The sequence below is a fragment of the Nitrospira sp. BLG_1 genome, assembly GCF_047338595.1.
In the GTDB taxonomy this organism is placed as follows: Bacteria; Nitrospirota; Nitrospiria; order Nitrospirales; family Nitrospiraceae; genus Nitrospira_D.
The window spans coordinates 300,536-327,011 of the sequence record NZ_JBLFBO010000001.1 but is presented as its reverse complement, the minus strand read 5'-3'; the positions used below and the strand labels follow the sequence as shown (position 1 = coordinate 327,011).

General features: G+C 55.8%; 24 protein-coding genes and 2 tRNA genes. 15 read left to right on the top strand and 11 right to left on the bottom strand.

All coding sequences use genetic code 11. The features are described 5' to 3' along the window. Positions 1-21: 21 nt before the first annotated feature. From dnaX to dksA, 4 genes are all read left to right on the top strand, one after another. Positions 22-1,791 (top strand): DNA polymerase III subunit gamma/tau, encoded by a 1,770-nt coding sequence (gene dnaX, locus ACMTNU_RS01605; RefSeq protein WP_413933450.1) that lies wholly within the window; start codon positions 22-24, stop codon positions 1,789-1,791. Then, positions 1,788-2,111 (top strand): YbaB/EbfC family nucleoid-associated protein, encoded by a 324-nt coding sequence (locus ACMTNU_RS01600; RefSeq protein ID WP_413933449.1) that lies wholly within the window; start codon positions 1,788-1,790, stop codon positions 2,109-2,111. The genes dnaX and ACMTNU_RS01600 overlap by 4 nt, the downstream gene beginning before the upstream one ends. Before the next feature lie 2 nt (positions 2,112-2,113). After that, complete coding sequence (gene recR / locus ACMTNU_RS01595) at positions 2,114-2,716, top strand: recombination mediator RecR (protein WP_413933448.1); 603 nt, start codon at positions 2,114-2,116, stop codon at positions 2,714-2,716. 103 nt (positions 2,717-2,819) lie between these two features. After that, positions 2,820-3,233, top strand: a complete 414-nt coding sequence (gene dksA, locus ACMTNU_RS01590; RefSeq protein WP_413933447.1) for an RNA polymerase-binding protein DksA — start codon at positions 2,820-2,822, stop codon at positions 3,231-3,233. 37 nt (positions 3,234-3,270) lie between these two features. Here the strand turns inward: dksA and ACMTNU_RS01585 are convergent, their stop codons facing one another. The 3 genes from ACMTNU_RS01585 to ACMTNU_RS01575 form a co-directional block, all read right to left on the bottom strand. Further along, entirely contained in the window at positions 3,271-4,335 is a 1,065-nt protein-coding gene (locus ACMTNU_RS01585; protein ID WP_413933446.1) for a tetratricopeptide repeat protein, read from the bottom strand. 207 nt (positions 4,336-4,542) lie between these two features. Next, positions 4,543-4,869 carry a hypothetical protein gene (locus tag ACMTNU_RS01580; protein WP_413933445.1) on the bottom strand — a complete coding sequence of 109 codons (327 nt, stop codon included), beginning with the start codon at positions 4,867-4,869 and terminating at the stop codon, positions 4,543-4,545. Positions 4,870-5,039: 170 nt separating this feature from the next. Next, positions 5,040-5,114: transfer RNA gene (locus ACMTNU_RS01575), tRNA-Val, on the bottom strand. A gap of 522 nt (positions 5,115-5,636) precedes the next feature. Here ACMTNU_RS01575 and trmFO point away from each other — a divergent pair. From trmFO to ACMTNU_RS01540, 7 genes are all read left to right on the top strand, one after another. Next, entirely contained in the window at positions 5,637-6,953 is a 1,317-nt protein-coding gene (gene trmFO, locus ACMTNU_RS01570; protein WP_413933444.1) for a methylenetetrahydrofolate--tRNA-(uracil(54)-C(5))-methyltransferase (FADH(2)-oxidizing) TrmFO, read from the top strand. After that, positions 6,926-7,864: a tyrosine recombinase XerC gene (xerC, locus tag ACMTNU_RS01565; protein WP_413933443.1), complete on the top strand. Its 939-nt coding sequence runs from the start codon at positions 6,926-6,928 to the stop codon at positions 7,862-7,864. Before trmFO ends, xerC begins: the two co-directional genes overlap by 28 nt. Then, positions 7,861-8,397, top strand: coding sequence for an ATP-dependent protease subunit HslV (gene hslV, locus ACMTNU_RS01560; RefSeq protein WP_413933442.1), 537 nt, complete (start codon positions 7,861-7,863; stop codon positions 8,395-8,397). Before xerC ends, hslV begins: the two co-directional genes overlap by 4 nt. Positions 8,398-8,403: 6 nt before the next feature. Next, positions 8,404-9,804 carry an ATP-dependent protease ATPase subunit HslU gene (gene hslU / locus ACMTNU_RS01555; protein ID WP_413933441.1) on the top strand — a complete coding sequence of 467 codons (1,401 nt, stop codon included), beginning with the start codon at positions 8,404-8,406 and terminating at the stop codon, positions 9,802-9,804. A 74-nt stretch (positions 9,805-9,878) separates the two neighbouring features. Next, positions 9,879-10,775, top strand: coding sequence for an acetylglutamate kinase (gene argB / locus ACMTNU_RS01550; RefSeq protein WP_413933440.1), 897 nt, complete (start codon positions 9,879-9,881; stop codon positions 10,773-10,775). A 27-nt stretch (positions 10,776-10,802) separates the two neighbouring features. Next, a complete protein-coding gene (locus ACMTNU_RS01545; RefSeq protein ID WP_413933439.1) occupies positions 10,803-11,663 on the top strand; it encodes a M28 family peptidase in 861 nt (286 codons plus the stop codon). Further along, positions 11,660-12,355, top strand: coding sequence for a hypothetical protein (locus tag ACMTNU_RS01540; RefSeq protein WP_413933438.1), 696 nt, complete (start codon positions 11,660-11,662; stop codon positions 12,353-12,355). Before ACMTNU_RS01545 ends, ACMTNU_RS01540 begins: the two co-directional genes overlap by 4 nt. A gap of 36 nt (positions 12,356-12,391) precedes the next feature. Here the strand turns inward: ACMTNU_RS01540 and ACMTNU_RS01535 are convergent, their stop codons facing one another. Further along, a complete protein-coding gene (locus tag ACMTNU_RS01535) occupies positions 12,392-12,928 on the bottom strand; it encodes a gamma carbonic anhydrase family protein (RefSeq protein WP_413933437.1) in 537 nt (178 codons plus the stop codon). 82 nt (positions 12,929-13,010) lie between these two features. On the opposite strand from ACMTNU_RS01535, the gene rimO reads away from it, so the two are divergent. Beyond that, positions 13,011-14,453: a 30S ribosomal protein S12 methylthiotransferase RimO gene (gene rimO, locus ACMTNU_RS01530; RefSeq protein ID WP_413933436.1), complete on the top strand. Its 1,443-nt coding sequence runs from the start codon at positions 13,011-13,013 to the stop codon at positions 14,451-14,453. Between the two features lie 63 nt (positions 14,454-14,516). After that, positions 14,517-15,383, top strand: a complete 867-nt coding sequence (purU, locus tag ACMTNU_RS01525) for a formyltetrahydrofolate deformylase (RefSeq protein ID WP_413933435.1) — start codon at positions 14,517-14,519, stop codon at positions 15,381-15,383. 76 nt (positions 15,384-15,459) lie between these two features. Here purU and ACMTNU_RS01520 read toward each other — a convergent pair whose 3' ends face one another. From ACMTNU_RS01520 to ACMTNU_RS01505, 4 genes are all read right to left on the bottom strand, one after another. Continuing rightward, complete coding sequence (locus ACMTNU_RS01520) at positions 15,460-16,944, bottom strand: DegQ family serine endoprotease (protein WP_413933434.1); 1,485 nt, start codon at positions 16,942-16,944, stop codon at positions 15,460-15,462. Positions 16,945-17,080: 136 nt separating this feature from the next. Next, on the bottom strand, positions 17,081-18,484 hold the full coding sequence (locus ACMTNU_RS01515) for a sensor histidine kinase (RefSeq protein WP_413933433.1): 1,404 nt from the start codon (positions 18,482-18,484) through the stop codon (positions 17,081-17,083). Positions 18,485-18,595: 111 nt separating this feature from the next. Further along, positions 18,596-19,267: a response regulator transcription factor gene (locus ACMTNU_RS01510; RefSeq protein ID WP_413933432.1), complete on the bottom strand. Its 672-nt coding sequence runs from the start codon at positions 19,265-19,267 to the stop codon at positions 18,596-18,598. Positions 19,268-19,653: 386 nt separating this feature from the next. Beyond that, on the bottom strand, positions 19,654-20,211 hold the full coding sequence (locus ACMTNU_RS01505) for a hypothetical protein (RefSeq protein WP_413933431.1): 558 nt from the start codon (positions 20,209-20,211) through the stop codon (positions 19,654-19,656). Between the two features lie 381 nt (positions 20,212-20,592). Between ACMTNU_RS01505 and gcvP the strand changes: the two genes are divergently transcribed. Both gcvP and ACMTNU_RS01495 read left to right on the top strand, forming a co-directional pair. Next, positions 20,593-23,481, top strand: a complete 2,889-nt coding sequence (gene gcvP / locus ACMTNU_RS01500; RefSeq protein ID WP_413933430.1) for an aminomethyl-transferring glycine dehydrogenase — start codon at positions 20,593-20,595, stop codon at positions 23,479-23,481. A gap of 129 nt (positions 23,482-23,610) precedes the next feature. Beyond that, the gene (locus ACMTNU_RS01495; protein WP_413933429.1) at positions 23,611-24,930 is read left to right on the top strand and encodes an aminotransferase class V-fold PLP-dependent enzyme; all 1,320 of its coding nucleotides are present in this window, start codon (positions 23,611-23,613) and stop codon (positions 24,928-24,930) included. A 157-nt stretch (positions 24,931-25,087) separates the two neighbouring features. On the opposite strand, the gene ACMTNU_RS01490 is transcribed toward ACMTNU_RS01495, so the two are convergent. From ACMTNU_RS01490 to ACMTNU_RS01480, 3 genes are all read right to left on the bottom strand, one after another. Beyond that, entirely contained in the window at positions 25,088-25,642 is a 555-nt protein-coding gene (locus tag ACMTNU_RS01490; RefSeq protein ID WP_413933428.1) for a tetratricopeptide repeat protein, read from the bottom strand. A 312-nt stretch (positions 25,643-25,954) separates the two neighbouring features. Further along, a complete protein-coding gene (locus ACMTNU_RS01485; RefSeq protein ID WP_413933427.1) occupies positions 25,955-26,185 on the bottom strand; it encodes a DUF1653 domain-containing protein in 231 nt (76 codons plus the stop codon). Between the two features lie 149 nt (positions 26,186-26,334). Further along, positions 26,335-26,420 (bottom strand) — tRNA-Leu (locus tag ACMTNU_RS01480). Between the last annotated feature and the right edge of the window lie 56 nt (positions 26,421-26,476).

Here is a 26,476-nt window from a genome sequence, read left to right as displayed (position 1 = left end):
ACGCGTAACGAACGACGCAACATGGACTACCAAGTCTCCGCGCGAAAATATCGACCCGGCACTTTTGATGATGTGATCGGGCAGCCTCACGTTGTTCAGACCCTCATGAATGCGGTTTCCACCAAACGGGTGGCGCATGCGTATCTATTTTCCGGTACGCGAGGCGTTGGAAAAACGACCGTGGCCCGAATCTTTGCCAAAGCCCTCAATTGTGCACAAGGACCCACCAGCCACCCCTGTGACATCTGCGAGAATTGTCGTGAAATCGCGCTGGGAAATTCGGTGGATGTCATCGAGATCGACGGCGCATCCAACACCAGCGTGGACGATGTCCGAGAGATCCGCGAGAACGTCAAGTTCGCGCCGTTTCGTGGTCAGTTCCGAGTCTATATTATCGATGAAGTCCATATGCTCTCTAATTCTGCCTTCAATGCCCTATTGAAGACGCTCGAGGAACCACCGACTCACGCAGTATTCGTTTTTGCGACAACAGAAATCCATAAGATTCCCGTGACGATCCTCTCACGGTGCCAGCACTACAACTTCCGCCGGATTGCCAGGTCCGAAATCGTCCAACGACTTCAACACGTGGCAGCTCAAGATCAGTTGACACTGGAGGAACGAAGCTTCCTGGCCCTGGCCCGTGCCAGTGAAGGCAGTATGCGCGATGCCTTGAGCTTGCTGGATCAAGCGATTGCCTACAGCGGCAAGGCCATCAGCCACGCGGATCTCGAGCTGCTGCTGGGAGCCGTCCCTCAAGAACTGGTACAGGAACTCATTCAAGCCATTTTGACCCAAGACAGCCCTGCGGCTCTCGCCAGCCTGGCCAGCCTCCTGGATAGAGGACATGACTTGCGGGCATTCTGTGCAGACGTCGTGGAACATATACGTAATCTGCTCATGGCAGCTGTCGTTCCCAGCACGACCGAGCTCAAAAGTTTGATTGAGACTTCGGAAGAAGATCTCAATCAGCTTTCGTCGGATGCCAAGACGGTGACGCCTGAACAAATCCAAGAACTACTGGCCATCTTCATTCAGGCGGAAGATTCATTGCGATTCAGCGCTCACCCCCGTTTTGTGATGGAGACCGCAGCCGTGCGGGCGACACGACTGCTGCGCCCGCGCCCGAGTGACTCCCTTTCTCCACAACAGATATCCCCGTCCCCAAGCCATAAACCCTTGGCTGCATCAGAAGGACACAAAAACACGCCGTCCGCTTCACCAACCTGGAAGCCGACCAACCAGCCTCCCCCTGCGTCTAAGGCGGGAAAGGTTGAGCGACCGGTCCCCTCGCCCGATCCTTCTCCGAAACCCATAGTCGATTCAACGGCTACCACCCCAGCCACCGAGTCCGCTCTGATTTCTCCTCAACCATCAACATTGCGGTGGGAATTGGTCCAAGAAGAGATTGCGGCGTCGTTTCCAAACATCGCCCCGTTCCTCGAGGCTGGTCGCTTCGTTGGATTAGAAGGCGGCGTTGTCACGATCGGATTTGCCAAACAGGCTACAGTGGCCAGAGCTCGACTTGAGAAGGAAGAAAATACCAGAGTGATCTCGCAGTTATGTGAACGGCAAGTGGGACCGCCTATCCGCGTCAGAATTATCGAGTTAACGGAGACCCACCCTCAAGGACCGACGATGGCCCAGGCACGGGCAGCCAAGGAACAGGAACATCGGGCGGCGTTGTTTCAACAGGCAAAGACAAATCCAACGGTGAAGCAGGCGCTCGAGATATTCGGCGTGGAGTTAGCAGAAGTCCGCAGCATCGCCCAACAGGAGGCAAGCGAATGAAGAACCCCTTCGGCAATATGAACAACATTCTCAAGCAAGCTCAGGCCATGCAAGAGCAGATGGCCAAAATCCAAGAGCAGGCCGCATCCAAAACCACCAGTGGGACAGCAGGCGGCGGGATCGTTACCGTCACGGCAAATGGGGCCATGCAGATCGTCAGCGTGGCAATAGACCCGGAGGTCGTCAAGGGCGGCGATGTCGACATGCTCCAGGATCTGGTCGTGGCCGCCACGAACGAGGCACTCCGTAGAGCCAAGGAATTGATGGAAGGTGAGATGAAAGCCTTGACGGGCGGGATGAAAATCCCAGGTCTGTTCTAGCAATGGCCGTGGATCAGCAGGGCCTACTCGCACGACTCATCAAAGAACTGGTCCGACTCCCCGGAATCGGTCATAAGAGCGCACAACGGCTGGCCTTTCACCTCATGAAGATGGAGCGGGAAGACGCCTTACGGCTTGCCGATGCCATACGAGCGGTCAAGGATGGGTTGGCGTTTTGCAGTCAATGCCGGAATATCGCAGAAGGGGAGCTGTGTGAGTTTTGCCGTGACCCGAAACGCGATCACAGCAAGATTTTCGTGGTTGAGGAACCCAGTACCCTCTATGCCGTTGAACGAGCCGGGGCCTATCGTGGGCTCTATCATGTCTTATTAGGTGCCCTCTCTCCGTTGGATGGGGTAGGCCCCGGAGACATCCGGGCCGAAGAACTCATTGAGCGGGTTAAACTTGGCGGGGTCGAAGAAGTCATCCTGGCAACAAATCCCACCATCGAAGGAGAGGCCACAGCCATCTATCTCACTCGAATGCTCAAGCCGTTCGGCATCCGCGTGTCTCGTATCGCCTATGGCATTCCCGTCGGTATGGATATCGAGTACGCGGACGAAGTGACCCTCCTCAAATCGATCGAGGGGCGCCGAGATTTATAGCCTTTTGGTACCTAACAAGCCCGCGTTGACCCCCTCTCATTGAGGTTGATATATTCTCCGTATACATCAATATATCCAACTTATCCGACAGCGAGCCCTAGTCATGAAAACACCTCCCGCTAAGAAGCAACCTGCTTCGGTCACGCATCAAGCAGCTAGTTCTGCGAGTGCGAAGTATCCCGACATCCGTCAGGACCTTGAGCGCCAACGTGCGGCAATTCTCAGTGAGACGGGTGAGGTTCTGACACACCGAGAAAACCCCGAAACATTTCCCGATGTCAGCGATCAAGCCTCTGCCGAAGTTGATCAGGGCTTCTCCATGCGCATTCGAGACCGAGAACGGAAGTTGTTGAAGAAGATCGACGAGGCGCTCGACCGGATGAATACCGAGACTTATGGGATTTGCGAAGGGTGTGGCGGAGAGATTCCGTACAAGCGGCTCAAAGCTCGTCCGGTCACCACCTTGTGCATTGAGTGCAAAACTCTTCAAGAGCAGGAAGAACAAGCTCGAAGCTGATCTCGGGGTCTTCTCCCTGCTCGTAGAAAACAACCCCCTATTGCTTCAAGGCCTTGATACGCTCTTTGGCATGAACAATCCGGTCCGCTTCCTCCGGGATGCCTTCCACGATCGCGACATAGGTTTCGTATTCCGAGAGTGCACGTTTGGGATTCGTTGCTTCAGAAGCCTCGGCCAAGTTGTATCGAGCCAAGGCATAGTTGGGGCGTAGGACGATCGCTCGCTCAAACGAACTCAAACCAGCAGCCTTGTCGCCAAGCTTGACCTGGACCGTACCCAGGTTATTCAACACCTCAGGAACATTTGGCCGGAGCGTGAGCGACTGGAGCAATTCCGCTTTCGCCTGCTCCACCTGCCCCTTGACCAGTAAGGCTACACCAAGTTTATGCCGGGCTTCGGCCAGCCAGACCTTGTTCGTGAATCCGCTCCTAATGGCTCGCTGGTAGGCATCCATGGCGATGTCATAGTTCTTCTCACCACAATAGGCGAGCTGCGCCGTTTGCCCCCGTGCGAATTGCTGCAACGAGGGGAACGGTTCCTTATCCTCGGTCCCCTGACTCTCCATAGTCTGGCCTCCCATACCCCCAGCCGGCTGACGAAGTCGGTCAAGAAATTCACGCCGGTAGGGAGAAAAGAGTCGCACATAGGGGTCGATGGTAAAGGAGACCTGGAGCAGGATCGGACGGTCGCGTAATCCGGTCACGAGATATTGCGTGGTGCTTTTTTCATCACCAGTCTCCAAAAGCGAACTGCTCTCCATATTCGCTCGTGTCTCCAATTGAGCCACGTTCAAATAGAACTCCAGAGAGGGCTTCAGACGGGAAAGCGTATCACGCAGCATCGGATAGGGGGCCAAATCGAGCCCTTTGGGAAACGAAAAGAGCGCCCCAACCAGCACACCGTCCTCATCGAAAAAATAGGATTCGTCTCCGTGCGAGGTACTGCGCGCTCCAATAGTGGTGAGTTCCTGACCGCTGCCCCAGTCTCTCGAGAGCTGCGCTGCAGAGGGATGTTTGAGCAAGAAGTCCGCCTTGCGCTCACAGAGGGCTGTCGAAGCCAAGAGTACAAGATCGCTCTTGGAAGGAGGGAGCGGAGGCCGCACAGGGGCATCTGATCCCGCGCATCCCAGAGCGAGCCCCATTGGCATGAGCAGGCCGGCGGAGAACCAGTATTGGATCGATCTCAGGAAGGGACCCATCGGGCGACAACAATAGCACGATTTGACCGGATTCGAGCGACGCGGAAACAAAAAAGCCCGCCCTTCGAGATGAAGAGCGGGCCTCACTTTTTAGCGAACAGACTCGTTCAACTACTGGCGTTGGGCATCCAACATACTATCTTCCGCAGTGTACCCATGGAGATAGGGAGAGCTACCGCCAACACGATAGATCGGACGATTGAGTCCGTAATCGAACGCGTGTCCAAGCGGATGCGCAAGGAAGCCCAACCATCGAAGCGGATGGTCATTGATGGCCGATCCTGCCGTGGGGGAAGAATAGACCAAGGCGGTACTGTCCAGGATGTTATAGATACTCGTCGGGGGAACGTATTCCCGATCATTCGTCCCGGCACTCTGTTGGTGTGTCGTACTGCAACCCGTTGCCATCAACAGCAGCGTGAGGACTCCGATACCCATCACAGTTCCTCTCATAGCATGACCTCGCTTGTTTCGACGCCTAGTACTGGAATCTCGAACCAGACACGCCACAAAAGACAACCTGAAGTCTAGCCGACAACCCGGTTTCTGTCCAGGAATCGAGAGCTTTGGCTGGCAGAGTCCCCTTAAGGGAATCAAGAAGAAAGCGATGGTGGGCGATACAGGTATCGAACCTGTGGCCTCTTCCGTGTGAAGGAAGCGCTCTACCACTGAGCTAATCGCCCGACCGGAAGCGAATCCGAAAAGCGGCCAAACTCTAGCACTGTGTCTTGGGAGCAGTCAACGCGGGGGACGGACTACTCCCGATACATGCTGCCAGAGAAATGTGGCTCCAGAGGGCGATCCTTGCTCGACACTCTCGTAACTTCGAACACTATTCCTCCTATCGATCCGGACCCGTCGGTATCCCAATCTTCAGCTTGAAATAGAGAGGCTCTGATGCGTGATGCAGGTATACCAGGCGACCTCCATTTGCTCGGCCATGCCGTGTCGCTGCTGTGATGGCTGAGGAAGAGACCACTCATGAATGTACAATGGGAACCCTTCTGCAGGTTCAGGACAGACTTTTCGACAGCCTTATTGGACATGACCAACCTTGTCAGAATCCGTTCGTGATGCGCCTTGTCGAACCGCATAAACAGATAGCAGATACACCCCATGAATTCACCAGCCCTTTTCCTTGACAGAGCAAAAAATCGATTCGTACAATGCGCCTTCACTCTCCAATCACTGGATGTTCCAAATACATGCGTGACGACATTGTCATCGTAGGCGGGGGTCTGGCTGGGTCGGAAGCGGCTTGGCAAGCGGCGAATCGTGGCGCCAAGGTCACGCTCTACGAGATGCGCCCCAAAGAGATGACGAAGGCGCACAAGACCGGAAATTTAGCAGAACTTGTCTGCTCCAATTCACTCGGATCGCTCGATCCTCTGAACGCCCCCGGCATTTTAAAAGAAGAGATGCGACGGCTCAATTCGCTGATTATCGCTGCAGCTGAGCAGGCCAAAGTGCCGGCGGGGTCGGCGCTGGCCGTCGATCGCGATATCTTTTCGCAGTACATTACCCGCACACTCGAGGGCCATCCCAACATCCGCATTCTGCATGAGGAGATTGCGGAGATCCCAACGGATTGTTTCTGCATCATTGCGACCGGGCCCTTAACATCGGACAAACTCTCGCAGGCCATCCGCGCTGCCACCAAGTCCCAGCATCTCTACTTTTATGACGCCATCTCCCCGATCGTCGATGCAGACTCGATTAATATGGACATCGTCTTTCGCGCCTCGCGCTATGACAAGGGCGGGGATGATTATTTAAATTGCCCCATGACAGCAGAGCAGTACAATGCGTTCTACGATACGTTGATGGCAGCGGAGAAGGTGCAGCCCAAAGAATTTGAGAAGACACCCTACTTTGAGGCCTGTGTACCGATTGAAGTGCTGGCCGAGCGTGGCCGACAGACGATGCAGTTCGGTCCTATGAAGCCGGTCGGATTGAAGGATCCACGAACAGGAGTCGAGCCGGCGGCGGTCGTGCAATTGCGCACGGAAAATATCCATCGGACCTGTTACAACCTGGTCGGCTTTCAGACGAAGCTCACCTATCCGGAGCAGAAGCGCGTGTTTCGCATGATCCCTGGGCTCGAACAGGCTGAGTTTCTCCGCTATGGGAGCCTGCATCGCAATACGTTTATCAATTCGCCCCTGCTGCTGCTGAACACGTTACAATTTAAAGCCCGCGCCTCTCTCTTCTTTGCCGGACAGCTCGTTGGGGTGGAAGGCTATACGGAATCAGCTGCCATGGGTGGCCTCGCCGGCATCAATGCCGCGCGGGCCCTCACTGAGCAACCCTTGATCACACCGCCACCCACGACGGCGCATGGATGCCTCGTGGCCCACGTGGCCTCATCGGATCCTCGCCACTTCCAACCGATGAACACCAATTTTGGCCTGTTCCCTCCCTTGGCGAATTCCCCGAGGGACAAGGAGAAGAAGCGTCGTGCACTGAGCCAGCGAGCCCTTGAGGATTTTGACGTATGGAAGACGCAATCAAGGCTTTCGTAATGTACCTCCAGGTCGAACGCAATGCGTCCCCTGAGACGATCCGTAACTATCGCTCAGACCTTCAGCAGTTCACCAGGTTCCTCAGAAGCACAAGGAAGGGGAGCTCATCCATTCCGGTTGACTCGATCACCAGTGACGAGATTCGGGCCCATCTCCACTCACTGGATCGCCAAGGCGAGAAGGCAGCGTCCCTGGCGAGAAAGCTGGCGAGCCTGCGCAGTTTCTTTCGCTTCCTTCTTCGTGAAGCGCTCGTGAAAACCAATCCGACGGAAACGCTGAGGAGCCCGAGACTGCCCAAACGTCTCCCTCGTGTGCTGACCAAGGATGACGCGGCAGCCCTCATGGCATTTCCCACTGGCCCCTCGCCTCTCTCGCTCCGTGACCGTGCCCTGCTGGAAACGATGTATTCGACTGGCGCGCGCGTGAGCGAAGTCGTCGGGATCAATCTCAATGACCTCGACGGAGCAGACGGCATCGTGAGTGTGAAAGGGAAGGGTCGCAAGGAACGGCTGGTCCCAATCGGCGATGTAGCGCTGCAAGCCATCCGCGAGTATCGCCGGTCCTTGAAGCCGACTCCTGGCAATCGTCATCCGTCATCTCCGATGTTCCTGAATCACCGTGGTGGACGATTGACCACCAGAAGTGTCGCCAAGATGGTCGCCCGGTACTCCAGTCGTCTCGTGAGTGGAGCAGTCAGTCCACATGCCCTCCGGCATTCATACGCCACTCACCTGCTCGACGAAGGAGCCGATCTCCGATCGATCCAGGAACTACTCGGCCATGCCTCCCTGAGCACCACGCAAAAATATACGCATGTGGCGATGGACCAACTGCTCGCGGTCTACGACCGGGCCCATCCTCGAGCGCAGGCGACTCGCCTGCCACATGGAAAGGATCCCAAGTCATCATGAAAATCCGGTCAACCACCGTTCTCTGTGTCCGTCGCGACGGACGGGTCGCCATGGGCTGTGACGGCCAAGTCACCGTCGGCACCACGGTCATGAAACACAACGCCAAGAAGATTCGGCGCTTGCATCATGATCAGATCTTGGCGGGATTTGCGGGGGCCACGGCGGACGCGTTCACGCTCTTTGAAAAATTCGAGAGTAAACTGGAAGAGTATCGAGGGAATCTCACAAGGGCCGCCGTCGAGCTGGCAAAAGACTGGCGGACGGATCGCGTGCTTCGCCGCCTGGAAGCGCTCCTGGCCGTCGCCGGACGTGAGCAATCGTTCATCATTACCGGGACCGGTGACGTCGTCGAGCCGGAAGATGGCATTCTGGCAATTGGTTCCGGCGGGCCCTACGCCCTGGCTGCGGCCAGAGGATTGCTCCGCCATTCACAATTGGAAGCCCCGGTGATTATCACCGAAGCCCTGACTATCGCAGGGTCCATTGACATCTACACAAACCAACAGATTCTTGTTGAAGAACTTCGAGGATAATCCACAATGATGAAGCCGCTCACCACTGAGCCCGTCGCATTGAATCTCAATAGCCTCACACCTCCTCAGATCGTTGAAGAATTGAACCGCTATGTCATCGGACAGAAGGATGCGAAGCGCATGGTGGCTATCGCCCTTCGCAATCGCTGGCGTCGCCAGCAACTGTCGCCCGACCTTCGCGATGAGGTCATGCCGAAGAACATCATCATGATAGGGCCAACCGGCGTAGGCAAAACGGAGATCGCCCGACGGCTGGCCAAGCTGGCCGAGGCGCCGTTTATCAAGGTCGAAGCCTCAAAGTTCACAGAAGTAGGATATGTTGGGCGCGATGTGGAATCAATCATTCGTGACCTCACCGAGCTCGCGATCAATATGGTCAAGACCCAACGTCTGGCGTTCGTCCAACAAAAGGCTGAACAACAAGCTGAAGAGCGCCTGCTCGATCTCCTCTTACCTCCGCCCCCGCCTAGGCCTGGATTTGTAGACAGCACAACGGAGGCAGCTGCCCAAACCACTCCTGACACCAACGAAGCCACCCGGTCGAAGCTCCGCCTCCAACTTCGGGAGGGGAAGTTAGATGAGCGAACAGTGGAGATGGAGGTCAAAGAACGAGGCCTTCCGGTCGGCGTCATTTCCAATGTAGGCGGCATGGAGGACCTCGAAAATAATCTCCGCGATATGCTGGGCGGCATGTTCCAGGGTAAAAAGAAGAAGCGGCTCATGAAGATCCCCGAAGCGCTCAAACACCTGACACAGGAAGAAGCCCAGAAGTTAATCGATATGGACGACACCACGCGTGAGGCGATCAACAAGGTGGAACAGACGGGGATCGTGTTTCTTGACGAGATCGACAAGATCGCCGGTCGCGAGCGCACGTCGGGACCTGATGTGTCCCGAGAGGGAGTGCAACGAGATTTACTCCCCATCGTAGAAGGCTGCACCGTCAACACAAAACATGGCCCGGTCGTAACAGATCACATCCTCTTTATCGCCGCCGGGGCCTTCCATGTGGCCAAACCGTCCGATCTCATTCCAGAGCTCCAAGGGCGCTTTCCGATCCGCGTTGAACTCAGTCCCCTGTCGAAAGAGGATTTCGTCCGCATTCTCACGGAACCAAAGGGAGCGTTGGTCCGTCAATATCAGGCCTTGATGGCCACGGAAGGGCTGGCCATCGAATTCGCTCAGGACGGTCTGGAGGAGATCGCGGAGATCGCCGTCCAGGTGAATGAACGAACCGAGAACATCGGCGCCCGTCGCCTCTTTACCATCATGGAGCGGTTGTTGGAAGAGATTTCTTTCGAGGGACCAGGCTGGCCGGACAAGCGGATCAACATCACCGCCGCCTACGTACGGGATCGATTGAAGGACATCGTCAAGGACCAGGACCTGAGCCGATATATACTCTGATAGCTGACAGCTATTAGTCGTCAGCTCTTCGATCGGAGGGCTGATCGCTGAACGCAAGCGGCTGGGAGCCACGCATGAACAAACTCATCAAAAAAGCCGACGTCTTAATCGAAGCCTTGCCGTACATCCGGACGTTTCGCGGCAAGACCGTGGTCGTGAAGTATGGCGGCCATGCGATGACGGACGCATCACTCAAGGAGCGCTTTGCGCAAGATGTCGTCCTGCTGAAGTATGTCGGCATCAACCCGGTCATCATTCACGGCGGCGGGCCGCAAATCGACAAGATGCTCGACCGACTGGGCATTCAAGCGAAGTTCCGCCATGGTGTCAGGATTACCGACGCCGCCACGATGGAAATCGTGGAGATGGTCCTGGCCGGGAAAATCAACATGGAACTGACTGACATGATCACCCGGCACGGAGGCAGCGCTGTGGGCTTGAGCGGAAAGGACGGAGGGCTCATCCTCAGCAAACCGCTGACAGCCAAAGCTTGGGCGGAAAGTCTCGATCGCGACCTGGATGAGGAAGATGCGAAAGGCGATTTCGGATTGGTGGGGGATATTGAAAAAGTCGATCCTGGCCTGTTACGGAACCTCCAGGAGGACCACTACATCCCGATCATCGCGCCCATCGGCACGGATCGCGAGGGCAATACCTACAATATCAACGCCGATCTTGTCGCTGGAGCCATAGCCGGTGCGTTGCGGGCGGAAAAACTGTTGATGATGACCGACATTAAAGGCATTCGCGACGCGAACGGACGCCACCTCTCGACGGTATCCCGCAAAGATGTGCAGCGCATGATGAAGAAGGGGATCATCACAGAAGGGATGATCCCGAAGGTTCATGCGTGCTTGGATGCCTTGGGCGACGGGGTCGGAAAAGCTCACATTATTGATGGACGTATTCCGCACGCTGTCCTCCTTGAAATCTTCACGAGGAAGGGTATCGGCACGGAAATCGTGACCTGACCTTCTTGCAGCTGGAAAACCAGTTCTGTGCCCATCGATCACAATCGACTCAGAGAAGATCTTCAGGTCCTGGTTGGGGAACGCCATCCCATCACCTCACCGAACCGTTTGCGACAGACGGAATCCTACCTGCACCATCGTTTCTCTGAAGCGAGACTGATCGTAACCACGCAACCCTTTCTCGCCTTGGAGAACACGTTCCACAATATAATCGGAACAGCACTTCCTGAAAAGAGATCATTCCAATCAGCACCGCCGCTGATCCTCGCCGCGCACTTCGATACTGTCGAAGGATCTCCCGGCGCTGACGATAATGCCAGCGCTCTCGCCGTGATGCTCCAGATGGCTCGTCAGGTGAGAGCCATGACATTGGCCAGACCGATCCGTTTCATTGCCTTTAACCTGGAAGAAGAAAACCTTCTTGGTAGCCAGGCCTATACCTCCTTGTTACGAAAGAATGGTGAAACCATCCATGGAGCCATCGTGTTGGAATGTGTCGGCTATGCGAGCCATCAACCCAATTCACAGAAAATCCCGCCTGGTGTCCCGATCGCAGTGCCCACAACGGGAAATTTTCTGGCCGTCATCGGCAACGAACGGTCACACCATCTAACCGGCTCTGTTGCCCAAGCCATGAAGCCGCACCTTCCCATTGTTCCGCTGATCGTCCCAGGCAACGGAGAAAAGCTCCCGGACACCAGACGGAGCGACCACACCTCGTTCTGGGAACAAGGGTTCCCCGCTGTTATGCTCACAGACACCGCCAACTTCCGAAACCCCCACTACCATCGACCGACCGACACCCTCGAGACATTGAACCTCGACTTCATCGCTGCCGTTGCTGAGGGCCTTATAGCCACCGTCATCGAGTTAGCGGGTCGGCCATGAGAAAACGACTTTCTCCTTCAGCTCGCCGGACTATCGCCGAGGTGTTTGATCGCCTCGATTATAGGAGCTTAGAGTCTGTCTACTGCTACGAAGGCGGCGATGAATTCTGGCGGGCGAAGCAGGAACCTTGCCGGAAGTTGGGGAGGAAGGTCGCCGAGGCACTCGTCCAGATGTTACCTTGCGGCGGTCGAAGCCTCTACATCGGAGCCGGTGTAGCGGAACTTCCGGTGTTGATCGCAGAAGCCATCGATCGTAAACGTCATGTTGAGCCCTATAACCTCCGGCAGTCTGAAGTAGTGGTGCTTAATCGCGCTTGTCAGGAACTATCGGTTCGGTTCCTTGCACGCGATGCCTCCTCAGCACGAGGGCGGTTCGACCATCTCTGGATGGTCAGTGTCCTGAATGACCCAGAACGGTTTCCACACCTCTCTCCCCTGTCCTATGGACGGGCGGATCCGGTGACGTTCAATCCAATCGCGTTTCAGAAGGAACGGCAGATTGTTCAGACGATCGTCAATCGATGCCTGCCGAAACTGATAATCCCAGGTCTGGTAACAACGTCAACAGAAGAAGTGGTCTGGATCGCAGACTGGTGCCATCGGCACAGGGTTCCGTATCAGGTATCGCGAAAATCTTATCCTACGGCACTTGTGGGAGATCCGATCTGTTTTATCAAGGTTGGTAAGAAGTAAAAGGTGAAAGGTAAGAAGCTCACCTATTTTGATCCATCAAAGTTCAAAGCCGGTCTTCTTGGCTGGATCACCCATGTACTGCCTGGCATAGCGCACATAGTTTCCGGCGGACTCTTTGATCCAGGCTAATTCCTTCTCGGTGACCGGCCGCTTGACCTTCGCCGGGGACCCGAGAATGAGACTCTTCGGCGGCACAACCGTCCCTTCAACCACCAAGGCTCCAGCTCCCACCACCGAGTCTTCCCCGATCACCGCGCCATCCATGATAATGGCACCCATCCCCACCAGAACACGATCCTGGATCGTACAGCCGTGCAGCACGACATTATGACCGATTGTGACGTCACTACCGATAATCAAGGGATGGGTATCATGAGTCACATGGAGCATGCAGAGGTCCTGCACGTTGGTCCGTTCACCGATCCGAATGTAGTGCACATCGCCTCGGATCACGGCATTGAACCAGACACTGCACTCTTCCCCCATGACGACGTCACCGATCACTACAGCCGTCGTTTCGATAAAACAGGACTTAGGAACCGTGGGTTTGATGCCTTGAAAGGTACGAATCATGATGCGCACTCTAGGGGAATTGTTCGACCTTCCGCAAGAGGCTCATTGACAGCCTTTTTAACCCTCCCGTAGACTGCCTGCCATGTCACAACCCTTGATTGTTCCAACGCGTGCGCGTTCCACCAAGGCCACTCGAGTCAATCAATCGGCAACGACCATCGGTTTCGTCAACCTGGGCTGCTCGAAGAACCAGGTCGATTCAGAGATTATGCTCGGGACATTGGTCACGGAAGGGTTTGAACTCACTGGCGATCCAACACAGGCTGAAGTGGTGATCGTCAATACGTGCGGCTTCATCGAGGAGGCAAAACAGGAATCGATCAACACGATCCTTGAACACGGCCATCTGAAGAAAACAGGAACTTGCCGCGTTCTGATCGCCGCCGGTTGTCTGGCTCAGCGCTATCAAGGAGACCTGCTGAAAGAGTTGCCGGAATTGGATGGTGTCGTAGGGACCGGAGAATTCGGAAAGATTGCCGAGATCTGTCGAGGGCTATTAGCGCCCAAGAAGCGACAACGCCGCCTCTGGATCAGTCAGCCTCCCTATCTCTACGATGAGCTAGCCCCTCGGTTGAGACTCGGTGCGCAACACAGTGCCTATGTGAAAATCGCCGAAGGCTGCAATCGCAATTGTACATTCTGCGCGATTCCGTTGATGCGCGGGAAACAGCGCAGTCGACCGGTAGACTCTATCGTGGCCGAAGCTCGCCGGCTCGCTGCGGAAGGAGTGAAAGAGATCAACCTGATCTCGCAAGACACCATCAACTATGGTGTCGACCTTGGCCTTCGCCAAGGGCTCCTGTCGCTTCTTCGTGAATTGGTCAAGGTGGATGGCCTGCGCTGGATCCGGCCGTTTTACCTCTATCCTCAACAGGTCACCGATGATCTCCTTGATCTATATGCAGGGGAAGAAAAGATCGTTAAGTATATCGATATGCCGCTCCAGCATATCAATGACCGGATGCTCACCCGTATGCATCGACTGGGTACTCGAGCCGCCATCGAGAGTCTCGTGGATCGCATCCGCACACGCATTCACGGGGTCACTTTCAGGACGGCCTTCATCGTCGGCTTCCCAGGAGAGACCGATGCCGCCTTTACCGAGCTGCGGGACTATGTGGAACAGGCGGAGTTCGACCGAGTTGCGGTGTTTGTATACTCGGATGAGGACGGCACTCCGGCAGCTCAGTTAGACGACAAAGTCGAGCGGGACGTGATGGATGACCGCCGCAATGCAATCCTTTCTATCCAGGAAACGATTGCCGCGTCGAAGGGGACGGCGAAGATCGGCTCAATTCTTGATGTCCTGATTGACGGGCGATCCGAAGAGACGCAGGGCGTCCTCGAAGGGCGTCACGAAGGGCTCGCACCTGAAATCGACGGCGTCGTCTATGTCGACGAGGACTCAGCCGATGCTGGGTCTAAGGTGGCAGATCCGGCACCTGGTGACTTCTATAGAGTCGAGATTACCGACGCGGCGGGATTCGACCTCGTCGGACACATCGTCACCTCGACGGCTCACTGAGTGCAGCACCTAGCGACCCCTCTCGTACTCTGATCGTCACGACTCCAGAAGGAGTACACACCCATGACTGCACAGAAAAAAGACTCGATCGTTCTCCTGATTCGTTGCAAGGACCGCAAAGGCATTGTCGCACGTGTGTCAGGGTTCATTCACGATTTCGGCGGCAATATTCTCGACTCCGACCACCATACCGACGAAGAAACAAACGCGTTTCTCATGAGAATGGAATTTACCACGGATGGACTTCAGCTGTCCCCCGGCGATATTCCGGCCGCCTTTGAGCCGATCGCGAAAGTGTACGAGATGCACTACGAAGTGTATTCGTCCACCCAGCGGCCTCGTGTCGGTCTCCTGGTCTCGAAACAAGATCACTGTCTGGCCGACCTTCTCCAACGGCACCGTCGAGACGAGCTGCACATCGACATTCCCATCATCATTTCGAACCATGACACCTGCGCTAACTGGGCAGAACTCTTCAAGATTCCGTTCGCCGTCTATCCCGTCACGAAGGAAACCAAACCTCAACAAGAACAACAGGTCGTAGGCCTGCTGAAGGAACATCACATCGAGCTCGTGGTTATGGCTCGCTATATGCAGATTCTCAGCGCTGACTTTTTAGCTCAAGTCGGCTGCCCCGTCATCAACATCCACCATTCCTTTCTTCCGGCCTTTATCGGAGCCAATCCATACCGACAGGCGTACGACCGCGGCGTGAAGATCATTGGAGCGACCGCCCATTACGCGACCCAAGACCTGGACGAAGGACCGATCATCGAACAAGACGTGATTCGCGTGGGACATCGGGATACGGTGGAGGATCTTGTTCGGAAAGGGCGAGATCTTGAGGAAGTCGTGCTGGCAAGAGCTGTTCGTCGCCACATTGAGCGCCGAGTCCTGGTGTACGGGAGAAAAACCGTGGTCTTCGATTAAAAGATTTTGAAACGAAGCCACAGGTAGGGGGAACATGATCTTGCCTCCTCCCCCTACCTTCGAATGCAGCATAATTCTACACTTTGACGGATACGAACAATGAATTCCCCCGCCGATTGATCAGAATCAGGACGCTGGCTCCTTTCTTGAAATCTGCGGAAGCCATTTCAAAATCTTTGACAGACTTGATCGGTCGCCGATTCATTTCTTGGATCACGTCGCCCGCAGAAAGACCGGCCCTCTCGGCACCGCTGTCTGGATCAACCCTTGTCACCACAACACCCTGCGTTCCTTGCAATCCAAGCTGTCTTGCCCGATCTTGATCTAACTCCTCAACCACAAGGCCCGACAGCGCATCGCCTACATCTCCGTGTTGCACCTTCGCAACTTTGGAGTCGTCCGGCTGCTCACCGACCCTGACGGTCACCTCATGTTCATGTCCATCACGAATGACGGTGAGCGTCACTCTGGCACCAACGGTGGTCCGCGTGACAAGTCGTTGTAACGCGACACCATCTTCTACGGAAGTACCTTGATAGCTGACGATCACATCCCCCTGCTTGAGACCAGCCTGCTCTGCCGGACTCCCTGCTTTCACATCACTGATCAACGCGCCTTTCGCATCCTTGAGGCCGAATGCCGTGGCGAGATCCTGGTTCAATCCCTGAAGCCCAATCCCGAGATATCCCCGCACAACCTTCCCGGACCTTATCAGACTCTCATAAATCGGTTTCGCCATCGTGGTCGATACGGCAAACCCGACACCCTGATACCCTCCCGTCTGGGAAAAGATCGCCGTGTTGATGCCCACCAGCTCCCCTTTCGTATTTACCAGTGCACCGCCTGAGTTGCCTGGATTAATGGCAGCATCCGTCTGAATAAAATCCTCGTACTGGGTGATGCCCATTTGGCCACGACCCACCGCACTCACGATCCCAAGTGTCACGGTGGAATTGAAGCCAAAGGGGTTGCCGACCGCCAAAACATACTCACCGACCTGCAGACTTGACGCATCACCCCAGGTCACGGTTGGAAGATGGCCGGCGTTGATCTTGATTACGGCGAGGTCACTCTTCGGATCCACTCCGATGATCTTGCCTCGAAATTCACGCTTGTCAGGAAGTGTGACGCTCACCTCGCGGGCCTGGGCGATCACATGATTATTGGTCACGATATAGCCATCCGGCGAAATGATCACACCAGATCCTTGCCCTCTCCGAGGCGCGCGGTGGTCAAATGGGTCACCAGGTCGCCGACCACGAGGTCCGAATGGTTTCCCAAAGAATTCCTCCAGTCCCTCTCGGAACTCGTCAGGGACAGGGGAACCGTCCGCCACATGCTCCGTCATGACGGTCGTAATGTTCACGACCGCCGGAGTAACTCGCTTGGCCACGTCTGTAAAGCCTGGCGCCGGTGACGCACTGGATCCAGCTGCGGCACCCTGTGATAGAGCCGTGGATGCATCGGACGGGGTGAGTGAGTGGACGGCCCAGAATAATGCTCCGCTCACAAGGCCAATTCCAAGAATAGAACTGACGGTACGACGGAGATATGATGGCATGATTCCCTCCTTCATCACGCTAAGGATCACGTGCTCAAGGCTCTCCGAACTGATCCCGCGCAGCCTGTTGTTCAAGATGGAGTACTAGAACTACCAACCGGTGATGAGAAGGAGATTAATCGAGGATTAAACGTGGCTAAGCTGGCAAAGTCGAAAGCGGCAGCACAACCGTAAAGGTCGATCCCTGGCCAAGCGCACTCTTGACCTCAACCCGTCCCTGATGAAGGTCTGCGATCCAGGCGCAGATAGCAAGGCCAAGTCCGGTTCCCTTCTTGGTATGGGCACGAGCCACATCCGTACGGAAGAAGCGTTGGAAGATCTTTTTGTGATCAGCCTCGGCGATGCCAATTCCATGATCAGTGATGGAAAGCCGGGCTTCTTGTCCGTCTTTCAACAACGAGATTTCAACCTTGCCGCCGGAGTTCGAATACTTCATCGCGTTCTCCACGAGATTCAGCAGCAATTCTCGAAGCCGTAGGTCGTCCCCTTGAACAATGACCGGCATGACCGTTCCAAGCACCACTTCGATATTCCGATCATGTCCCAGAAGCTTCGCCTGACGATGGACGTCTTCCACTAACGACTGCAGGGCCACCGGCATGGACTCGACCTTCACCTCCCCCATATCGGCACGGGAGAGGAACAACAGTTCATCCACGATGCGGGTCATCCGATCAATCTCTTCGAGATTGCTCTCCAGCACCGCCTTGTAATCCTCGAGCGGGCGAGATTTCCTGAGCACCAGATCTGTTTCGCCCTTCATCACGGTCAGGGGCGTTCTCAACTCGTGCGACGCGTCGCTGGTAAATTGACGGATTTGTCGGAACGAAGCATCCAACCGGCCGATCATGTTGTTGAAGGTGGCCGCAAGACGCCCGATCTCATCATGAGCCCCAGGCATACTGAGTCGCTGACTGAGATCTCCTGCGGCAATCCGCTGTGCAGCCAGCGTAATCCTATCGACCGGGCGGAGGGCCCGCCCAGCCAGGAACCAGCCCCCAGCGAGCGACACGGCCAACGCAATAGGGATCGCCACCAGCACCAGGACGAGGAATCGATGGAGCGTCTCTCCGACTGACTCCATCGAGGTCCCGACCTGCACGATGTACAGTAGATTGCCTCGATACATGATCGGCATGGAAATCAACCGCAAGGGAGGCTCCTTGGGATACTTGGCCGACTCATAAATACTCTGCCCGGCAAACGCGGCGTCAAGGGCCGTCCGGCTCAGTGGAACCTCGTGTTGTTTGATGTTCGGGGAGCGAATCGTGATGGTGCCGGAAGGGCTGAAGATCTGGAAGAACTTATCGATTCGTGTCAACTCCGGAAACTGAGAGAGCAGGACCTCTTCATCGATCAGAGGAAGAAATCCGTTCGTTTCGAGCAAGCGTACGGCCGTCGTGGCCGTGTCCTCCAACGATTCATCAACGGTGTCGCGGAGATTTCTTGCCGTGATAGCATAGAGAACCACGGAGAACACGATCAGGACCAGGGCAAGCACGGTCCCATACCAGAGGGTCAACCGGACACGTAGCGGCATCAGCTACCTCCTGACCAATGAACGCGAACAAGATTCGCGGTGCAGTCTTGGTACCGGTGTCGAACCTCTGGAGTCGCGATGTGGGCTGGGGCCACATATCTCCGCACCCTGCTAGTCGGCCTTCAGCATATATCCGCTTCCCCGGATGGTATGGATCAATTTCTTCGTCCGACCTCGGTCGATCTTGTTTCGGAGATAGTTCACATAGACGTCGATGACATTCGTAAACGTATCGAAGTCTTGATTCCAGACGTGCTCAGAGATCATCGGTCGGGTGAGAACCCGACCGGTATGACGCATCAGATATTCCAGCAAGGCATACTCTTTCAGCGTCAGATCGATGCGTTGCCCGCCTCGTGTCACCTCACGCGTCGCCGGATTGAGCAACAAGTCGTCGACCTGGAGCACTCCCGGGCTTTCCGTTGCGCCACGGCGCAGTAAGGCACGAACTCGTGCCAGCAGCTCATCAATGGCAAAAGGTTTCGTGAGATAGTCATCGGCACCGGCATCCAGCCCTTTGACCCTCTGATCGATCTGCGATTGAGCAGACAGAATCAGCACCGGCGTTTGGATCCGTTCACGACGAATATTCTTGAGCACATCCAACCCGGACATGCCCGGCAACATGACATCAACAACCAGGAGATCATAGTCGGTCGCCAATGCCATCTCCAGCCCCTTCGCTCCGTCTTCACAGAGATCGACGGCGTAGCTTTCTTCTTCCAATGCCCGCTTGATGAAGCAACCGACTTTGGTTTCGTCTTCGAGGACAAGCACCCGCATACCCACTCCTACAAAGATTGATCAGGGAGCTGATTATACCAAACGACGCACCATGAATCTTGGAGCTCGAGAAAGCCGGAGGAAAGCCGGGTTCACCTGCCTCAACCAGCTCGACACGAGCGAGAGGACAGAGACGACTGGGTTTTGCCTCACAGAGCCGGGGGGCAGCACAGCTAGCCCACACTATTCATGACGGTTTGTCATGAAACCAACAAGACGCTATGCGAGACGGGTACGCGGAGCGCCGAGGGACCTCGACATACTTGAAACAGTATGTCGAGGTCACAAGGGACGAGCCTGCCCACCTGGCTGCAGCGCAACCGCAGCCAGGCTTGTCGCAGCGGCGTATCGGTGGTTGCAGTAAAAGCGCTCGTGAGTGATGCGGGCTAGGTGGAGTCGCCGGGGAAGGTCTGTTCCACGGAGGTAATCATGGGTTTCCCGTCGCGGATCGTAAACACTAGAGTCTCTTCGCCTTCTGCCTTGAATTCGTGATTGGCCGGTCTGAGGGTCTCAATGGACTTGAAGGACACCTTGGCACTTCGTTCATCCGCAGCCAAGGAGACCGACGTATTCGTACGCGTGAAGTCGTGGTCGCTTGGGAAGGCGAACGCCATGGCTAGCGTCTTGCGATAGTCGTCCCTGGTCAGCAAGGCTGTTTGCTGTTGCGGACCTTGCTTCAGATGGATGGTGATCGTTGCGTCATACGAAATATGACGGAGGACGCCCTCGACATCTTTTCTCCGGACGGCCTCGTCGAGAACTCCGAGAAGCCGATCGATTCCTTCACGAGTGAGGCGCATATCTCCCGGCCTGGAGTTCGACTGATGCTCTGTCAGCGATGCAGTTCGTTGACTATGGGGTGCCAAGAACGTGGTCGGTAGCCCTGGGCCGTTGAAGATCACGTATCCGCCTATGGCCAAGAGGCCAAGAGCCAGTGTGATCATGAGGGCTGTTCCCTTAAAGGAACGATCAGTGGATGGCTTTCCAGAATCCTGACTGGAGCTTCGACTTGTGGCGGTCATGGTCAACGCTCCGAACTCGATTGATCACCTCACCATAGCGTGAATTCTTGAAAAAGCAACGAAAGAGCGAGGCCATGCACATTCATCTGTCTGTAGAATGAACCAAATAGTTCCTGAAGCTGAACATGGACCTCACATGTGGTCGCGCAGTGCTCCTCGTCGCCATGAACTTTCCCCATAAGGGAGCGGCTCAGGTCGCTTGGAAATGTGACGATCCCATGGTAGGCTGCGCGGTCAACGCGGCGAAGGGTGCGTCGTGCACTCGTGGCGGTCTCAAAAACCGAACAGAGGATGGATGACTTCATGAACAGTCCGACATGGCTTCAACCGACGGATGACTTTGTACATCGGCACCTTGGTCCTACCGATGCAGATATTCAAGAGATGCTGGCTACTTTAGGCCACCGGTCGCTTGATACATTAGTCGATACGACCGTTCCACCTGATATCCGTCTTCGGCAAGCCCTGGACATTCCCAACGGTGAGGGTGAGCAAGCCGTTCTCACGCGACTCCAGGCAATCGCAGCCCAGAACAAGACCTATCGGTCGCTGATTGGCATGGGATACTACGACTGTGTCACACCTGGGGTGATTCAACGGAACATTCTCGAGAATCCGGCGTGGTATACGCAGTACACTCCGTACCAAGCTGAAATCTCACAAGGTCGATTGGAGGCGCTCGTCACTTTTCAGACCATGGTCGGGGATCTGACCGGTCTTCCGCTGGCCAATGCGTCCCTGTTGGATGAAGCAACGGCGGCCGCTGAAGCGATGGCCATGTGCTACGCGATCGCCCGCCATGACGGTCAGGAACGCCATGAGTTCTTCGCCTCACACGACTGCCATCCACAAACTCTCGCGGTGCTACGGACAAGGGCTGAACCCCTGGGCATCGTCCTCAAGACGGGCGTCCCATCGGCCGCTGATTGTGCCCGTCCAGAGCTGTGTGGCATCCTCCTGCAGTACCCTGCCACGGACGGGTATGTAGGTGATTTCAGTGCGTTGGTGACCCAGGCTCATGAGGCTGGAGTTCTGGTCGTCGTATCCACTGATCTCCTCGCACTCACGATACTCCGCTCACCCGGAGAATTCGGCGCCGATATTGCTGTCGGCTCGACTCAACGGTTCGGCGTCCCCATCGGCTTCGGGGGACCCCATGCCGCGTTCCTGGCGACCAAAGAAGAGTTCAAGCGGCAGATGCCTGGTCGACTCGTCGGCGTCTCAAAAGATGTCAGCGGCAAGCCGGCCATCCGGCTTTCCCTTCAAACACGCGAGCAACACATCAGACGGGAAAAGGCCACGAGTAACATCTGCACCGCTCAGGTCTTGCTGGCGGTGATGGCAGCCATGTTCGCGGTCTACCATGGGCCGGATGGGTTGCGTCGCATCGCGGAACGGGTCCATGGCCTGACGTTGTTGCTCGCGGAAGGCCTGCGTCGCCTTGGATTCGAGGTGTTGCCCAAGGCCTTTTTCGATACGATTCGACTCCCAGTTTCCAAGTCTCAAGCCGAGCAGATCGTTGCGAGGGCGGAGACACACGGAATCAATTTCCGACAGTACGAGGACGGCTCCATCGGCCTGTCGCTCGACGAAGTCAGTTCCGAGCAGGAGGTGCATCGCCTCCTACAGATCTTCGTCGGCCATGACCAATTGCCGTTCCGCCTCTCGGACCTTGCATCCTCTGTTGATCTGGAATACCCCGCTCCATTGACGAGAAGCAGTCCGTATCTCACACATGAGGTATTCCACCGCTATCACTCTGAACACGAAATGCTCCGCTACCTCTATCGACTCCAGGCGCGCGACCTCTCACTCGTGCACTCAATGATCCCGCTGGGTTCCTGCACAATGAAGCTCAATGCGACATCAGAAATGCTGCCGGTGACCTGGCCGGAGTTTGCGCGGCTCCATCCATTTGCTCCCGCTGATCAAACCCGTGGCTACCACACCCTGTTTCGCCAATTGGAAAGCTGGTTGGCCGAGATCGCAGGATTTTCGGCCTTTTCGCTTCAACCGAATGCGGGCTCACAGGGCGAATACTCCGGCTTGATGGTGATCCGGGCCTTTCATCGGTCAAAAGGTGAGGGACACCGGGATGTCTGTTTGATCCCTGTCTCAGCCCACGGGACAAATCCAGCCACCGCGGCCATGGTCGGCATGACCGTGGTCGTCGTCGCGTGCGATCGCAATGGCAATGTGGATATCGCTGACCTGGAAACCAAAGCGGCTCAACACCGAGACCGATTGGCAGCACTGATGTTGACCTATCCCTCCACCCACGGCGTGTTTGAAGCCAGCGTGCGGCGCATTTGCCAAATCGTCCACACCCACGGGGGCCAGGTCTATATCGACGGAGCCAATATGAATGCCATGGTCGGCCTCTGCCGTCTGGGTGATATTGGAGCCGATGTCTGCCACCTCAATCTCCACAAAACGTTTTGTATTCCCCATGGCGGCGGAGGGCCTGGCGTGGGACCCATCGGCGTCGCACGGCACCTGGTACCATTTTTACCAGGGCACCCCGTGGTCAAGCTTGGTGGCCCGCAAACCATTGGTCCCGTGTCGGCAGCCCCGTTCGGCAGTCCAGGGATTCTTCCAATCTCCTGGACGTATATCGCCATGATGGGACGCGAAGGCCTGACCAAGGCAACACAGGTCGCCATTCTCAATGCGAACTATATGGCCAAACGCCTGGAAAAACACTACTCCATCCTATACCGCGGAGAGTCAGGATTGGTGGCGCATGAGTTCATTTTGGATCTGCGTGAATTCAAGGAGAGCGCCAGTGTCGAGGCGATGGATGTCGCCAAACGACTGATGGACTACGGTTTCCATGCACCGACCGTGTCATTCCCCGTAGCCGGCACACTTATGGTCGAACCGACTGAAAGCGAATCAAAGCAGGAACTCGATCGGCTCTGCGAAGCACTCATTTTAATCCGCGCCGAGATTCAGGAGATCGTCGACGGGCGCCAACCGCGAACTAACAATATCCTGAAGAACGCACCTCATACCGCCGCTGTCGTGACCGCCACGGAATGGAACCGACCCTATAGCCGCGAGCAAGCGGCGTTCCCTGCCTCCTGGGTCAAGCACAGCAAGTTCTGGCCGAGTGTCAGCCGCATCGACGAGGCTTACGGCGACCGCCATCTCGTCTGTAGTTGTCCGCCGATAGAGACGTATCAGAACTAGCAGGACCTCCTGTACTAGGTCCGAACCCTGGCTGGTAAACCAGCCAGGGACTTCGTTTATGCCTCTCCTTGCCTCATTTTCCAAACAAGCAGTAGAGTACAGAGGATCCATCTCTGAGGAGGGCATCCTATGAGCGACATTGGACGTCGAGGCTTTTTGGTTCGAACAGGCTTGGCCTTGAGCGCAGCGGTGCTGGCTAGTGCAGCCTCTCGCACCATGGCCAATCAGCAACCCTTGCCATACCGCTTCACAAACTGGGAGAATCTACGAACCCAGTTTCCCCTCTCTCCACAGCTTATCCACTTGGCCGCGTTCTTCCTTGCCTCCCATCCCACCCCGGTGCGAGATGCCATCGACCGACATCGAGCCGGCCTAGATGCCGACCCAATCGGCTATTGGTTTGAACATGAAGAGAAACAGGAGGCGAAAGTCCTCCTGGCGGCAGCCGAGTATCTGGGAGCCAGCCCCACCGATATCGCGTTGACTGACAGCACGACGATGGGACTAGGGCTTCTCTATGGTGGCCTCAAGCTTGGCAACGAGCAAGAAATTCTGACAACGACCCACGACCACTATTCGACGGAAACGGCGCTACGCCTTCGCGCTGAACGGACAGGCGCCATGGTACGACCGATTCACCTCTATCGATCACTCAAGACCGTGTCACGCGATGAAATCGTCGAATCGCTGCGCAAAGGCATCACCCCGATGACGCGCATTCTGGCCGTCACCTGGGTGCATTCCAGCACGGGCCTCAAACTGCCGATTCATGAAATGGCGCAGGCGATCCAGACCATCAATCGTTCACGGGATGAACGGGACCGGATCATCTTCTGCGTGGACGGAGTTCACGCCTTAGGGGTTGAAGACTTCCGTGTGGATGAACTCGTCTGTGATTTTCTCATTGCCGGAACCCACAAGTGGATGTTCGGCCCACGCGGCACCGGGCTCGTCTGGGGCCATCCGAAGGCCTGGCCGATCGCCAGGGCAACGATCCCAACATTTGGCAGTCAAGCCTATGACCTCTGGATGGAGAATAGATCCTCAAAGGATCTTCCGCCATCCGTTCATATGACCCCCGGCGGGTTCCATTCCTTCGAACATCGCTGGGCACTGGATGAAGCCTTCCTGTTTCATAAAACAATCGGGAAATCCAAAGTGACCCAGCGTATCTACGAATTGAATCAACAGCTGAAGCAGGGCTTGGCAGCTATGCCCCACGTGACTCTCCACACGCCAATGACTCAAGATTTGTCTGCTGGGATCGTCTGTTTTGAAGTGGCCGGCCTGGCGCCCCGTCAGGTCGTCGAGAAGCTCCGGCAACGTAACATCGTCGCCAGCGTGACACCCTACGCCACGAAATACGCCAGGCTTGCACCAAGTCTCATCAACTCAGCAGAAGAAATAGACACGACCTTACGAGCAATCAACGAACTCCGCGCCGCGTAACAATCACGCTGTGATGGTCAAGGAGGACGGCAACAGGCTAGGAAATATCATGAACGAGACAAGATCCAATGGAGCTGGCTAGAGATACATGAAGAAACGAACTACGAAAGGCTTTAAACTCGAAGTGGTGTGGCGTCAGATAATGATGGGGAAGGTTCTATTTCTCACCGCACTTCTTAAGCTGCGATTCGAGGCACTGCTTGGTCAGCCCTTCGGCTTTCTGAATCTGATCTGGCGTCATACGCATCGCCATATGGTCCCGGTCCTTGATGATCTCCGTTTTTGACCCACCGGTCGACGACTCTCCCGCGACGCTGTACCAGACATAGGCCCGTACTTGATCCTGCTGCACCCCTTGCCCCTTCGCATACATCTGAGCGAGTTCATTTTGCGCCCCGGCGTGGCCTTGCCCCGCCGCCATGCGATGCCATTTCAAGGCCGTCTGGTAGTCTTGCATCACGCCCATTCCGCTGGCATACAGCAGTCCGAGATTGTACTGCGCCCGCACATCGCCTTTTTCCGCCCGTGGAGAGAAGAGTCCCGCAGCGCCTCGATAGTCGCCCCGCTTTAACGCCTCGTAGGGTTCTTCCCCAGCCAGCGGAATCGATCTCTGAGGGACTACTTTCTTTGGGTCCCCAGTCAGCGGTTCCACAGCCATTGCGATCGCCATAGTGCTGAGGATCAAGACTCCCGCGAGCACAAGTCGTCTCATTACACCCCTACCTTTCAGCCTGATCATCTATCGTGAAGCCGACCGATTTGTCAGAGGTAACCTGATAGCGGCTTCTTCAGCCTTCATATGCTCCGCAAGTGGATCCCTCAAGAGACAGTTCATTGTTGTCGAACCTGACCGACCTGTCACCAAAATACCATTTTGAGGTCTGAGGATGATACGTGGAACGTTATAGGAAGTGGCGGTCTATGAGTCCGCAAAGACATCACGCGGAACAGATTCCATCATGACGGACCTTGAAAGGATATCGCTGGGTGAGTGACGAGGCGTCTTCGACCACCCCATCCGCCCTCAGGTCTCGGCTTCTCCTATTTTCTCATCGATTCGTGAAAAGCGCGGAACAGATATGCCTTCCTTCTCGACGCTCTCAGTAAACATGGCAAGGGGTCTAATCCAGAGGCCTCGATCGCCATACAAGGCCCGATACACAACAAACACCTCCTCCGTTTCTGAATGTCGAGAAACCCCCAAGACTTCATACTGCTGACCTTTATAGTGACGGTAAACCCCGGGTGAGACCACGATCAACGGTTCCTCATAAGGTGGTTACCTGCGTGTCCACTTTACAGTGACGTAACCATTCGGCACAGCCAAACGTCAGAAGGGGGTGTTCACCGGTTCTAAAAAAAGGAAACGATAAACTCTCTTGATTAGGAGAGGGTGAGGTGTTGTGGTGCCGAAGCCGGGAGTTGAACCCGGACGCCCTTGCGAGCACCAGCTCCTGAGGCTGGCGTGTCTGCCATTCCACCACTTCGGCTCTAGAGGCTACTGATGTGACCCTTGCGGCTTACTGACAGCCATGTCTGAACTCCC